Annotated in this window: 6 protein-coding genes and 1 tRNA gene; 2 read left to right on the plus strand and 5 right to left on the minus strand. The window is 71.1% G+C overall.

All coding sequences use genetic code 11. The annotated features are described in order from the left end of the window. Positions 1-43: 43 nt before the first annotated feature. The 4 genes from AMK16_RS07425 to AMK16_RS07440 form a co-directional block, all read right to left on the minus strand. Positions 44-940 (minus strand): helix-turn-helix domain-containing protein, encoded by an 897-nt coding sequence (locus AMK16_RS07425; RefSeq protein ID WP_073909988.1) that lies wholly within the window; start codon positions 938-940, stop codon positions 44-46. A gap of 225 nt (positions 941-1,165) precedes the next feature. Beyond that, positions 1,166-4,021: an FtsK/SpoIIIE family DNA translocase gene (locus AMK16_RS07430; RefSeq protein WP_073909991.1), complete on the minus strand. Its 2,856-nt coding sequence runs from the start codon at positions 4,019-4,021 to the stop codon at positions 1,166-1,168. Positions 4,022-4,148: 127 nt separating this feature from the next. Next, positions 4,149-4,832, minus strand: coding sequence for a response regulator (locus tag AMK16_RS07435; protein WP_073909994.1), 684 nt, complete (start codon positions 4,830-4,832; stop codon positions 4,149-4,151). 276 nt (positions 4,833-5,108) lie between these two features. Next, positions 5,109-10,646, minus strand: coding sequence for a HAMP domain-containing protein (locus AMK16_RS07440; protein ID WP_199885357.1), 5,538 nt, complete (start codon positions 10,644-10,646; stop codon positions 5,109-5,111). Positions 10,647-10,875: 229 nt separating this feature from the next. On the opposite strand from AMK16_RS07440, the gene AMK16_RS07450 reads away from it, so the two are divergent. Together AMK16_RS07450 and AMK16_RS07455 are read left to right on the plus strand one after the other, a co-directional pair. After that, entirely contained in the window at positions 10,876-13,401 is a 2,526-nt protein-coding gene (locus AMK16_RS07450) for a SpoIIE family protein phosphatase (RefSeq protein WP_199885358.1), read from the plus strand. 45 nt (positions 13,402-13,446) lie between these two features. Then, positions 13,447-13,956, plus strand: coding sequence for a DinB family protein (locus AMK16_RS07455; RefSeq protein ID WP_073910007.1), 510 nt, complete (start codon positions 13,447-13,449; stop codon positions 13,954-13,956). A gap of 52 nt (positions 13,957-14,008) precedes the next feature. Here the strand turns inward: AMK16_RS07455 and AMK16_RS07460 are convergent. Continuing rightward, positions 14,009-14,084 (minus strand) — tRNA-Thr (locus AMK16_RS07460). Positions 14,085-14,109 lie beyond the last annotated feature (25 nt).

The raw sequence follows: 14,109 nt of genomic DNA on the forward strand, positions 1-14,109 counted from the left end.
CGGGGATCCGGAGGGGAGCCTTCCGCCCTGGGGCGGCCCGTGTTCAGCCCGCCTGGGGCTGCCCCTGGGCGGGGTCTTCCTTGGTGTATGTGAGCCGTTCCACCTGTCCGGGCTGGAAGCGGTCCTTGATCTCCTTGCCGTTCACGAAGAGCTTCACGGCCCCGGCGTCGCCGAGCACGAGGTCGACGGACTCCTTGTCCGTGAAGGTCTTGGACTCGCCCCGGGCGAGCGTGCCGTCGAAGAGAAGGCGGCCGCTGTGGTCCTTGGCGGAGATCCAGCTCTCTGCGGTGTCGGCCGTCAGGACGACCGTGACGAGGTCCTTGGGCGCGGCGGCGATGGCGCTGTCGGAGGGTTCCGGCTTGGGCGCCTGCGGGGTCTGCTGGGGCTGTCCGGCCGGCTTCGCGCCGGACTGCCTGGGGGCGGGCTGCGGGGAGGCGGAACCTTCCGCCACCGGCCGCTTGGCCTTCTCGTCGCCGCCGCTGAAGGCGGTGAAGCCCACGAAGCCGATCACGGCGACGATGGCGGCGACCATGGCGGCGGTCCAGTTGGGCCGCTGCCTCTCGGGACGAATGCGCTCGGCTTCGAACATCGGCGCGGCGGGGGTGGGTGCCGGCCGGCCGCCGTGGGCCGCGTCGTAGGCCTCGACCAGGGGTGCCGGATCGAGGTGTACGGCGCGGGCGAGCGTACGGATGTGGCCGCGTGCGTAGACGTCGCCGCCGCAGCGCGTGAAGTCGTCCTCTTCGATCGCGTGCACGATCGGGATGCGCACGCGGGTAGTGGAACTGACCTCGTCGACGGTGAGCCCGGCGGCGATCCGGGCCTGCTTGAGGGCCGTCCCGATGGACGGTCCTTCGACGGAACGTTCGACGATGCGGTCCTCGGACCGGTCGTCGGTCGAAGGCCGCTCTTCTTCGGGGGAGTTGGAGTTGCCGATGGACACGTGGGCGCCTTTCGAGCGTGTAGCCACCTGCTGGATGTCCAGTCTAGGGGGGTGACGAAAGGGTGGAGCAACCGGAGGGTGCACTTCCTACGCCATAAGAATGGCGAGGGGAGGCCCCGCCCGGTGCGGCGGCCCGGCGCCGTGCGCGGTGCCGCCACCTCCCTTCAACTGGACGCGGGCCCTGGGGAAACGGTTGCCCGCGAATTCCCCGGCCGCACATCGCCCTTACGGCTGGGTCTCCCCGCGGATCACGGCGAGCACCCCGTCCAGCTCGTCCGCCTTCAGCAGCACGTCACGGGCCTTGGAGCCCTCGCTGGGCCCGACGATGCCGCGCGACTCCATGAGGTCCATGAGCCGGCCGGCCTTGGCGAAGCCCACCCGCAGCTTGCGCTGGAGCATCGAGGTGGAGCCGAACTGCGTGGAGACGACCAGCTCGGCCGCCTGGCACAGCAGGTCCAGGTCGTCGCCGATGTCCTCGTCGATCTCCTTCTTCTGTTTCTGCCCCACCGTGACGTCGTCCCGGAAGACGGGCGCCATCTGGTCCTTGCAGTGCTGCACGATCCCGGCGATCTCGTCCTCGGTGACGAAGGCGCCCTGGAGCCGGACCGGTTTGTTCGCCCCCATCGGCAGGAAGAGGCCGTCGCCCTTGCCGATCAGCTTCTCGGCGCCCGGCTGGTCGAGGATGACCCGGCTGTCGGCGAGGGAGGAGGTGGCGAAGGCGAGCCGCGAGGGCACGTTCGCCTTGATCAGACCGGTGACGACGTCCACCGAGGGCCGCTGGGTGGCCAGCACCAGGTGGATGCCGGCCGCGCGGGCCAGCTGGGTGATGCGCACGATCGAGTCCTCGACGTCCCGCGGGGCGACCATCATCAGGTCGGCCAGCTCGTCGACGATCACCAGCAGGTACGGGTAGGGACTGAGCTCGCGCTCGCTGCCCGGCGGCAGCTTGATCTTGCCGTCCCGGATGGCCTGGTTGAAGTCGTCGATGTGCCGGTAGCCGAAGGCGGCCAGGTCGTCGTAGCGCAGGTCCATCTCGCGCACCACCCACTGGAGGGCCTCCGCCGCCCGCTTGGGGTTGGTGATGATCGGCGTGATCAGGTGCGGAATGCCCTCGTACGCCGTCAGCTCCACCCGCTTGGGGTCCACCAGGACCATCCGGACGTCCTCCGGGGTGGCCCGCACCATGACGGAGGTGATCAGGCAGTTGATGCAGGAGGACTTTCCGGAACCGGTGGCGCCGGCCACCAGCACGTGCGGCATCTTGGCGAGGTTGGCCATGACGTAGCCGCCCTCGACGTCCTTGCCGAGCGCGACCAGCATGGGGTGGTCGTCCTCGGCGGCGTCGGCCAGGCGCAGGACGTCACCCAGGTTGACCATCTCGCGGTCGGTGTTCGGGATCTCGATGCCGACGGCCGACTTCCCCGGGATCGGGCTGATGATGCGCACGTCGGGCGAGGCCACCGCGTAGGCGATGTTCTTCGCCAGCGCGGTGATCCGCTCGACCTTCACGGCCGGGCCGAGCTCCACCTCGTAGCGGGTGACCGTCGGGCCCCGGGTGAAACCGGTGACCCTGGCGTCGACCTTGAACTCCATGAAGACGTTGCTCAGCGAGGCGACCACGGCGTCGTTGGCCGCGCTGCGGGTCTTGCCCGGGCCGCCGCGCTCCAGCAGGTCCAGCGAGGGCAGGGCGTAGGTGATGTCCCCGCGCAGCTGGAGCTGCTCGGCGCGGGGCGGCAGCGGCTGGGCGTCCGGCGGGGTCTTGGTCAGGTCGGGCACCGAGAGCGTCCCGGAGGCCGCGGCGGTGGTGTCGTGCGGCCGCCCGGCGGACGCGCCGGTGCTCCCGGCGGCGACGACGGTGGCGGCGGGCGCCTCCGGGACGGCCCCGGCTGCGGAGGCGGCGGCAGCGACCGGGCTCCCGGCGGCCGGTACGGGACGCCCCGCCCGGGCCGGCGGCACCGGGGTGGTGGCCTGCGCTCCGTCGTGCCCGGCGCCGATCCCCTGGGTGAGGTCGGCGACCAGCGGGGAGGGCGGCAGCCCCCCGTAGACCGCCCCGTCCAGCGCGGCCGCGGCCGCTGCGGCCACGTCCACGGCGTCCATCCCCCGGTCCGTGGCCGGCCGGGAAGCGGCCCGCCGGGGCCGGCGGCGCCGGGCCAGGGCTTCCTCCTCGGCGGAGCCGGCCGGATCCGCGGCGGCGCCGGTGCGGGCCTGCCACTGCTGCGGATCGTGCCGCTCCCCCGCGAAGACCGGCTCGGCGCCCCCGTACCCCTCCCCGTACCCCTCGTCGTACTCGTTCGGGGCGATGATGCCGAGCCTGATGCCGAGCCGCCGCAGCCGCTGCGGGATCGCGTTGACCGGGGTCGCGGTGACCACCAGCAGGCCGAAGACCGTGAGCAGCACCAGCATCGGCACGGCCAGCGGCGCGCCCATCGTGAAGATCAGCGGTTTGGAGGCGCCCCAGCCGATGAGGCCGCCCGCGTTCTGCATCGCGGTGGTGCCCTCGTCGCGGCCGGGCGCCCCGCAGGCGATGTGGACCAGCCCCAGGACGCCGATGACCAGGGCGGAGAGCCCGACGCCGATGCGCCCGTTGGCGTCGGCCTGGTCGGGATGACGGATGAAACGCACCGCCATGACACCGAGCAGGACCGGTACGAGCAGATCCAGTCGTCCGAAGGCGCCGGTGACCAGCATGGTGACCAGATCCCCGACGGGACCGCTCAGGTTCGACCAGGTTCCGGCGGCGACGATCAGGGCGAGGGCGAGCAACAGCAGCGCGACGCCGTCCTTGCGGTGGGCGGGGTCGAGGTTCCTGGCCCCGTGGCCGATCCCGCGGAAGACCGCACCGACCGCGTGCGCGCAGCCCAGCCACAGGGCGCGCACCAGCCGCACCACACCCCCGGTCGGGGACGGCGCGGGCCTCGGCGCGACCTTCTTGACCGGGGCACGCCGGGCGGCCGCGGCCTTCTTCGCGGGAGGCCTGCGCGCGGCAGCCGCCTTCTTCGCCGGCGCCGGGGTACGGCCGGTGCGGCCCTTCGCGGTGCCCGCGCTGCTCGGGGAACCCTTGCCGGACGTACGTGAGGCCATGGGCCCGAGATTACCGGTGTCCACCCCGGGGGACGCGCCTGCCCACCCCTTCACCCGTTCGTGTCGCCCGCGTCGTCGGTGCTTTGACGCACCACCAGACCTGACGTGCCGCCAGAGCGGCCGCCGCTCAGCCCTGTACGGGCAGGACGGGCGCTCCTCCGCCGGTGCCGGGCTCCAGCGCGTCGAGCGCCCGCCGCAGTCCGGTCAGTTTGCGTTCGAGGTGCGCGGCGGTCGCCACCACCGCCGCCTCGGCCGAATCCTCGCCGAGCTGCTTGGTCAGCGCCTCGGCCTGCTCCTCGACCGCCGCGAGGCGCGCGGAGAGCTCGGCCAGCAGGCCGGCGGTCTCCTTGCCGGCGTCCACGCCGTTCGACCCGCCGCCCTCCAGCTGGAGCCGCAGCAGGGCCGCCTGCTCACGCAGCTGGCAGTTCTTCGTGTACAGCTCCACGAAGACGGAGACCTTGGCCCGCAGCACCCACGGGTCGAAGGGCTTGGAGATGTAGTCGACCGCGCCCGCCGCGTACCCGCGGAAGGTGTGGTGCGGACCGTGGTTGATCGCGGTGAGGAAGATGATCGGGATGTCCCGGGTCCGCTCCCGCCGCTTGATGTGCGCCGCGGTCTCGAAACCATCCATTCCCGGCATCTGCACATCCAGCAGGATGACCGCGAAATCGTCCGTCAGCAGCGCCTTGAGCGCTTCCTCCCCCGACGACGCCCGGACCAGTGTCTGATCGAGCGCGGAGAGGATGGCCTCCAGCGCCAGCAGATTCTCCGGCCGGTCGTCGACCAGGAGGATCTTGGCCTTCTGCACCATGCCCTGTCCTCCTCGCCCCGGCGCGGGGCCTCCCCGGCTCCTGGCTCCGGCCTGCACGCCGGGCCCCGCTCCAGAAGGCGGCATCCTTGCACCGTCCGTCCTTGTGCCGGTCATCGTAGCCCCAGTCCCGAGATCGCCACACCCTGTCACCAGGATGTCACTGTGCACGAAGCGGAAACGCGGGGGGAGGCCAGAAGGTTCCCCGCCCGCCGCATTCCGGCGCCGCCGCGGGCGCGGCCAGCCGGGCGGTAGGGAACCTTCCGCTCTCCCCCGTGCTCACTTCCCGCGCATCCACTGCTCCATCACGGACAGCAGGTAGTCGGGGTCGACCGGCTTGGTGACGTAATCGGAGGCCCCGGAGTCGATCGCCTTCTCCCGGTCGCCCTTCATCGCCTTGGCGGTCAGCGCGATGATCGGCAGCCCCGCGAACTGCGGCATCCGCCGGATCGCCGAGGTCGTCGCGTAACCGTCCATCTCCGGCATCATGATGTCCATCAGCACCACCGTGACGTCGTCGTGCTGCTCCAGGACCTCGATGCCCTCCCGCCCGTTCTCCGCGTACAGCACGGACAGCCCGTGCTGCTCCAGCACGCTGGTCAGCGCGAAGACATTGCGCACGTCGTCGTCCACGATGAGGACCTTCTCCTCGTGGAAGTCATACGTCCGCGGCGCGACCGGCAGTTCGTCCTGCGGATCACCCCACCCGTCCTGCGCACCCCCCGCGCCGGGCTGCCCCGGCACCGCGGTGCGGGGCTCCAGGTCGCTCAGCGCCTTGCGCCGCCGCCGGAACAGCGCGGCGCCGCCCGTGCCCTGCCCGGCCGGCCCGGAGCCCGCCGGGCCCGTCCGCTCCGTACGCGCCGGCTGCTGCTGCGGCTGCGCCGGGGGCGCGACCGCGGGCGCCGCCGGAAGCGCGGGCCGCGCCTCGTCGGCCGGCCTGCGGTACAGCTCGCCGCGGGCGCTGCCCGGCGTGGGCGGCGCGTAGCCCTGCGGGGGCAGCTCGCTCGGGTGCAGGGGCAGGTACAGCGTGAAGGTGGAACCGCGGCCCGGCTCGCTGGCCGCGTGGACCTCACCGCCCAGCAGCCGGGCGATCTCCCGGCTGATGGACAGGCCCAGGCCCGTACCGCCGTACTTGCGGCTGGTCGTCCCGTCCGCCTGCTTGAACGCCTCGAAGATCACCAGCATCTTGCTCGCCGCGATCCCGATCCCGGTGTCGGTCACCGAGAAGGCGATCAGGTCCGCGTCCGCCTCCCGCAGCGAACCGGCCTCCAGCAGCTGCTCGCGGATCGCCGTCGGCACATCGGCGCCCGCGGGCCGGATCACCAGCTCCACCGCCCCGGTATCGGTGAACTTCACCGCGTTGGACAGCAGGTTGCGCAACACCTGGAGCAGGCGCTGCTCGTCGGTGTGCAGGGTGGCGGGCAGCTCCGGCGAGACCCGGACGGAGAAGTCGAGCCCCTTCTCCGCCGTCAGCGGCCGGAAGGTCGCCTCCACGTAGTCCACCAGCTGCACCAGCGCGATCCGCGTCGGCGACACGTCCATCTTGCCCGCCTCGACCTTCGACAGGTCCAGGATGTCGTTGATCAGCTGGAGCAGGTCGGAGCCCGCCCCGTGGATCGTCTCGGCGAACTCCACCTGCTTCGGCGAGAGGTTCTCGTCCGCGTTGTCGGCGAGCAGCTTCGCCAGGATCAGCAGCGAGTTGAGCGGCGTCCGCAGCTCGTGCGACATGTTCGCGAGGAACTCCGACTTGTAGCGCATCGAGACCGCGAGCTGCTCGGCGCGCTCCTCCAGGACCTGCCGGGCCTCCTCGATCTCGGTGTTCTTCACCTCGATGTCGCGGTTCTGCCGGGCGAGCAGCTCGGCCTTCTCCTCCAGCTCCGCGTTGGCGGCCTGCAGGGCCTTCTGCCGGTTCTCCAGCTCGTCGGAGCGCTCGCGCAGCTGCTCGGTCATCTCCTGCGACTGCTTCAGCAGCATCTCCGTCTTGGAATTGACGCTGATCGTGTTGACGCTCGTACCGATCATCTCGGCGATCTGGCTGAGGAAGTCCTTCTGGATCTGTGTGAAGGGCGTGAAGGACGCCAGCTCGATGACGCCGAGCACCTTCCCCTCGAACAGCACCGGCAGCACGATCACGTGCGCCGGCGGGGCCTCGCCGAGCCCCGAGGAGATCTTCAGGTAGCCCGGCGGGGTGTTCTCGACGAGGATCGTGCGCTTCTCCTCCGCGACGGTCCCGATCAGCCCCTCCCCCGGCCGGAAGGAGATGGGCATCTGACCGCCGGCGTACGCGTAACTGCCGCGCATCCGCAGCTCGTACGAACCGTCCGCGCCGCCCTCCGTCCCGATCTCGGTGGTGCCGCCGGCCGGCAGCGCCAGGAAGAAGGCGCCGTGCTGCGCCGAGACCACCGGAGTGAGCTCGCTCATGATCAGCGAGGCCACGTCGTCCAGCTCCCGGCGGCCCTGCATCAGCGCGGAGATGCGGGCGAGATTGCCCTTGAGCCAGTCCTGCTCCTTGTTGGCCAACGTGGTGTCGCGCAGGTTGACGATCATCGTGTTGATGTTGTCCTGGAGGACCTGGATCTCACCGGCCGCGTCCACGTCGACCTTCAGGCTCAGGTCGCCGCGGGTCACCGCGGTGGCCACGGCCGCGATCGCGCGCACCTGCCGGGTGAGGTTGCCGGCCATCTCGTTCACGGACTCGGTCAGGTCCCGCCAGGTGCCGTCGACGTCGCGCACGCGCGCCTGGCCGCCCAGGATGCCTTCGGTACCCACCTCGCGGGCCACCCGCGTCACCTGGTCGGCGAAGGAGGACAGCTGGTCGACCATCGTGTTGATGGTGGTCTTCAGCTCCAGGATCTCGCCCCGCGCATCGATGTCGATCTTCTTGGTCATGTCGCCCTTGGCGATGGCGGTCGTGACCATGGCGATCTGCCGCACCTGACCGGTGAGGTTGGAGGCCATGAAGTTCACCGAGTCGGTGAGGTCCTTCCAGGTCCCCGAGACACCCGGCACGTGCGCCTGGCCGCCCAGACGGCCCTCCGTACCCACCTCGCGGGCCACCCGCGTGACCTCGTCGGCGAAGGACGACAGGGTGTTCACCATCGTGTTGACCGTGTCGGCGAGCTGCGCGACCTCGCCGCGCGCCTCCACGGTGACCTTCTTCGTCAGGTCGCCGTTGGCCACCGCCGCCGAGACCTGCGCGATCCCGCGCACCTGGGCCGTCAGGTTCCCGGCCATCGTGTTGACGTTGTCGCTGAGGTCCTTCCAGATGCCGGTGACCCCGCGCACCCGGGCCTGGCCGCCGAGGATGCCCTCGGTGCCCACCTCGCGGGCCACCCGCGTCACCTGCTCCGCGAAGGACGACAGCTGGTCAACCATCGTGTTGACGGTGGTGACGAGTTCGAGGATCTCGCCCTTGGCGTCGACGGTGATCTTCTTCGACAGATCGCCCATGGCGACCGCCGTGGTCACCTCGGCGATGTTGCGCACCTGCGAGGTCAGGTTGTTCGCCATGAAGTTGACGGACTGCGTGAGGTCCTTCCAGGTGCCGGAGACGCCCTTCACCTCGGCCTGACCGCCCAGGATGCCCTCGGTGCCCACCTCGCGGGCCACCCGCGTGACCTGCTCCGCGAAGTTCGACAGCTGGTCGACCATCGTGTTCAGGGTGTTCTTCAGCTCCAGGATCTCGCCCCGGGCGTCCACGTCGATCTTCTGCGACAGGTCGCCGCGCGCCACCGCCGTGGCGACCTGGGCGATGTTGCGCACCTGCGAGGTCAGGTTCCCGGCCATGCCGTTCACCGAGTCCGTCAGGTCCCGCCACACGCCGGCCACCCCGGGCACCTGCGCCTGGCCGCCGAGGCGGCCCTCGGTACCCACGTCCCGGGCGACCCTGGTCACCTGCTCCGCGAAGGCCGAGAGCTGGTCGACCATCGTGTTGATGGTGTTCTTCAGCTCCAGGATCTCGCCCCGGGCGTCCACGTCGATCTTCTGCGACAGGTCGCCGCGCGCCACCGCCGTGGTCACCTGGGCGATCTGGCGCACCTGCGACGTCAGGTTCCCGGCCATGAAGTTGACGGAGTCGGTGAGCTCCTTCCAGGTGCCGGAGACCCCCTCGACCCGGGCCTGACCGCCGAGGCGGCCCTCCGTGCCCACGTCCCGCGCCATCCGCGTGACCTGGTCGGCGAAGGAGGACAGCTGGTCCACCATGGTGTTCACGGTGTTCTTCAGCTGGAGCATCTCGCCCGAGACGTCCACCGTGACCTTCTGCGACAGGTCGCCGTTGGCCACCGCCGTCGTCACCTGCGCGATGTTGCGGACCTGGCCCGTCAGGTTGCGGAAGGCGGTGTTCACCGAGTCGGTGAGGTCCTTCCACGTCCCCGCCGCCCCCGGCACCTGCGCCTGACCGCCCAGCTCACCCTCGACGCCGACCTCGCGGGCCACTCGCGTCACTTCCGCACCGAAGGACTGGAGCTGGTCCACCATCGTGTTGACGGTGTTCTTCAGCTCCAGCATCTCACCGGCCACATCGACGGTGACCTTCTGCGACAGGTCGCCGTTGGCCACCGCCGTCGTCACCTGCGCGATGTCCCGCACCTGCGTGGTGAGGTTGCGGAAGACCGTGTTCACCGAGTCGGTGAGGTCCTTCCACGTCCCCGCCGCCCCCGGCACCTGCGCCTGACCGCCCAGCAGGCCCTTCGCCCCGACCTCGCTGGCCACGCGCGTGACCTCGTCGGCGAAGGTCCGCAGCGTCTCGGTCATCTGGTTGATCGTTTCGGCCAGCTGCGCGACCTCGCCGCGCGCGCTGACCCGCACCTTCTGCGACAGGTCACCGTTCGCGACCGCCGTCGTCACCTGCGCGATGCCGCGCACCTGGGCCGTCAGGTTCCCGGCCATCGTGTTGACGGAGTCGGTCAGGTCCTTCCACACGCCCGCGACCCCGGGCACCTGCGCCTGGCCGCCCAGCTCACCCTCCGTACCCACCTCGCGGGCGACCCGGGTCACCTCGGAGGAGAAGGAGGACAGCTGGTCCACCATGGTGTTCACGGTGTTCTTCAGCTGGAGCATCTCGCCGGCCACGTGCACCGTGACCTTGCGCGACAGATCGCCCTTGGCGACCGCCGTCGTGACGAGGGCGATGTCACGCACCTGGGCGGTGAGCCGGTACGCCATCGTGTTGACGGAATCGGTCAGGTCCTTCCAGGAACCCGACATCCCGCGGACCTGGGCCTGACCGCCGAGCTTGCCCTCGGTGCCCACCTCCAGCGCCACGCGCGTCACCTCGTCGGTGAACGCGGACAGCTGGTCGACCAGGTTGTTGACGGTACGCCCGACCTTCAGGAACTCCCCGCGCAGCGGATGTCCGGCCCCCTCGGGGCTTTGCGTCCGCAGGTCCATCCGCTGGTCGAGATCGCCCTCGGCCACCGCCGACAGCACCCGGCCCACCTCGGACACCGGCCTGGCGAGATCGTCCACCAACTGGTTCGAGGCGTCGATCGCAGCCGCCCAGGAACCCTCACAGGCACCCGTTTCCAGCCGTTCGCTCAGCTTGCCCTCGCGCCCCACCATCCGGCGGACCCGGGACAGCTCCCCCGTCAGGTGCAGGTTCCGGTCGGCGACCTCGTTGTAGACGGCGGCGATCTCCGCCATCACGCCTTCGCCGGAGACCGTCAGCCGCTTGCGGAAATTCCCGTCCCGCATCGACACCAGGGCCGTGAGCAGGCGGTTCAGAGCGGCGGTATCGACCTCCGTCGTACCGCTCCGCCGGGACCGCCCGCCTTTCGGCCGCGTTCCCGTACGCCTCACCGCTGCGCCAGACTCCACCGTGTCCCTCCCGAAAGGGTCGACCGCTGTTCCACCGGACACCTGACTCATGACAAGCCGGCTCTACCAAGCCTGCCCAGTGTTTCACCCTGGCCGAACCCGGCCATAACACTTCGGCACCATCGCACACCCGCCGTACCCTGCGAGTGCAATCCCCGACTGCGGCACCACGCCGACCGCGAAGGTAAGTAACCTGGCACCCGATGTCCAACCGCGTCGAAGGAGACTTGTGATCACGGCACGGGCGGCTGCCAGCTTCGATCCCCTCGGGCGCTCGGTCGCCGCAGCCCGCGCGTTCGTCCGCGACACCTTGCAGGGCTGGGGTTTCGCGGACATCGTCGACGACGCGGTGGTGCTCACCAGCGAGCTCGTCACCAATGCCGTGGTCCACGCCGGAACCCGGGCCGAGGTCCTGTGCCTGCGCGCCGAGGACGGCGTACGGGTCGAGGTCGCCGACCGGTATCCGGAGCGCGAGCTGCCCCTCCAGCACCCCGGCGAGCGGCCCTACGCCGACCCGGACCGCGAGAACGGCCGCGGCCTCATGCTCTGCGCCGCCCTCGCCACCCGCTGGGGAGTCGAGTACACCGCGACCCACAAACACGTGTGGTTCCGCCTCGACCCGCCAGACCGGCCGGTCGGTACCCGCTCCGCCGGGCCCGTCGTCCCCGACCAGCTGCTTCCCCTCGCCGACAGCCGCGTACGCGTCGCCGTGCTCCAGGTCGACTCCGCCGACACCATCGCCGCCTGGAACGAAGACGCCGAGCACATCTTCGGCCACCGCGCCGACAAGGCCGTCGGCCGGCCCCTCGCCGAACTCGCCGCCTGGCCCCAGACCCCCGGCACCGGCACCGGCATCGCCGAGGCCCTGCGCCTGTCCCGCTGGGAGGGCAGCTACGGCATCCGCGGCGCCGACGGCCGCGTCATCCCCGTCTACGCCTCCCACCTGCGCGTCCGCGACGCCCACGGCGAACCGTCCATCGTCTGCCTCCTCGTCCACGACGACGAGCGCGCCCTGCTCCAGAGCCCCACCCGCGTCCCCGCCCTCGACAGCGGCCAGCTCACCGAGCCCCGGCCCGCGGACCCCTTCGAGGTCTTCATCGGCTCCCCCGCCCCCGACGACCTCGACGGGCTCCTCCAGCGCATCGTCGAACGGGCCCGCGACCTCCTCGACGCCGACGCCGCCTTCCTGCTGCTCGCCACCGACGACGAGACCGAGCTGGAGGTCCGCGCCACCACCGGCCTGCCCTCCACCCGCCAGCGCTTCGCGCGCGTCCCCGTCGAGGCCGGCACCAACCGCTACGGCTCGGCCCGCATGCCCGCCGTCCACGACGACCTCGCCGCCGTCCCCGGAGCCGTCCCGCTCCTGGAGGCCACCGGCATGCGCTCCGTCGTCACGGTCCCCCTCAAGGTCGAGGGCCGCCTCACCGGCTCCCTGGGCGTCGCCGCCGAGGTCCCGGGCCGCTACTCCAACGCCGAGGCCCTGCGCCTCCAGTTCGCCGCCGACCGCATCGCCCTCGCCGTCGAGTCCGCCCGGCTCGGCGAGCTGGAACGCCTGCGCCGCGGCTCCCTGTCCTTCCTCGTCGAAGCGTCCGACCTGCTGGCCGGCACCCTCGACCGGGACCAGACCCTGGCCCTCATGGCCCAGATGACCGTCCCCACCCTCGCCACCTGGTGCGCCGTCTACACGATCGCCGACCAGTCCTCGGACCCGTACCTGTCCTACGTCCTGCACGAGGACGAGGAACGCATCGACGGCCTCAAGGTCCTGCTCTCCCGGGTCAGCCCGCCCGAGCCGGTCCGCGAGGCCGGCGCCCGCCCGTGGCCGGAGACCGCCCTCGCCGTCGGCGGCGAGACCGTGGTACTCCCCCTGCTGGCCCGCAACCGCGTCATCGGCATGCTCACCCTGGGCAAGCCCAGCGAGGAGCACTTCCGCCAGGAGATCCTCGAACTCGCCGAGGACCTCTCCCGCCGCGCCGCCCTCGCACTCGACAACGCCCGCCTCTACTCCGAGCGCACCGCCATCAGCCGCTCCCTCCAGCGCAGCCTGCTGCCGCCCGGCTCCCCCGCCATCCCCGGCATGGAGGTCGAGGTCATCTACCGCGCCGCCGGAGAGGGCAACGAGGTGGGGGGCGACTTCTACGACGTCTTCCCGATCCGCGACGGCGCGTACGGCTTCGCCATCGGCGACGTCTGCGGTACGGGCCCGGAAGCGGCGGCCGTCACCGGCCTCGCCCGGCACGCCCTGCGCCTCCTGGCCCGCGAGGGTCTGGGGGGCCCCGCCGTCCTGGAGCGCCTCAACGCGGCCATCCTCGACGAGGGCGCCCGCAGCCGCTTCCTCACCCTCCTCTACGGAGAACTCCACCCCCAGCCCGACGGCGGCGCCCTGATGAAGGTCGTCTGCGCCGGCCACCCGCTGCCGCTGCGCCTGCGCCCGGACGGCGAAGTCATCCCGGCCGCGGAGCCGCAGCCCCTGCTGGGCGTGATCGAGGACCTCGAACTCTACGAGCAGACCCTCACGCTCGAACCGGGCGACGTCCTGCTCTGCGTCACGGACGGGGTGACCGAGCGCCGCGAGGGCACCCGCATGCTGGGCGACGACGGCCTCGCCGAAGTCCTCACGACCTGCACCGGCCTCACCGCGGGCGCGGTCGCCTCACGCGTCCTGCGTGCGGTGGAACGCTTCGCGGCGGAACCCGCCTCGGACGACATGGCCATCCTGGCGTTCCGTGTCCCGCAGCAACGCGAGGGCGAGTAGAAATCCGGGTGCGGGCCACGCCGTCCCGCTCTAGGGTCGGTGCCCATGCCCTTCTCTCGCACCCGCCCCGACTTCACCGCCGACGAACGCACCCAGCTCCTCGGCTGGCTGGACATGCAGCGCTCGATCATCCAGTGGAAATGCGAAGGCCTCTCCGAAGAGGACGCGCACCGGCCCGTCCTCCCCTCCTCGCCCCTGATGACGGTGGCCGGCCTGGTCTCCCACCTCCGGTGGACCGAACAGTGCTGGTTCGAGGTCCTCTTCCTGAACCGCCCGGCCACCGGCCCCCAGTTCGTGGGCCGGGAGGACGAGGACTTCATGGTCGACGACACTCCCCTGGCGCAGCTGCTTCAGGAGTACGACCGCCAGTGCACCCTGTCCAACGAGATCATCGCGGCCCACTCGCTCGACGACACCGGCCGCAGCACGGAGTTCAGGTCCGGAGCGGCTTCGCTGCGCTGGATGCTGCTCCACATGATCGAGGAGACCGCCCGGCACGCCGGCCACCTGGACGCGATCCGTGAACTGCTCGACGGCGAGACGAGCTACTACTGACCGGCCGGCAAACGCAAAAAGGCCCCCGCCAAGAGGCGGGGGCCTTTTCCTTTGGAGCCCTTTAACGGAATCGAACCGTTGACCTTCTCCTTACCATGGAGACGCTCTACCGACTGAGCTAAAAGGGCGGGTTGTTCGGCGGCGTCCTACTCT

The sequence above is a fragment of the Streptomyces sp. CB00455 genome (genome assembly GCF_001905445.1).
GTDB lineage: Bacteria > Actinomycetota > Actinomycetes > Streptomycetales > Streptomycetaceae > Streptomyces.

Excerpts from the sequence above, each read along its gene's own strand:
- AMK16_RS07435 (WP_073909994.1), bottom strand. The coding sequence starts at position 4,832 with ATGGTGCAGAAGGCCAAGATCCTCCTGGTCGACGACCGGCCGGAGAAT.
- AMK16_RS07430 (WP_073909991.1), bottom strand. The coding sequence starts at position 4,021 with ATGGCCTCACGTACGTCCGGCAAGGGTTCCCCGAGCAGCGCGGGCACC.
- AMK16_RS07455 (WP_073910007.1), top strand. The coding sequence starts at position 13,447 with ATGCCCTTCTCTCGCACCCGCCCCGACTTCACCGCCGACGAACGCACC.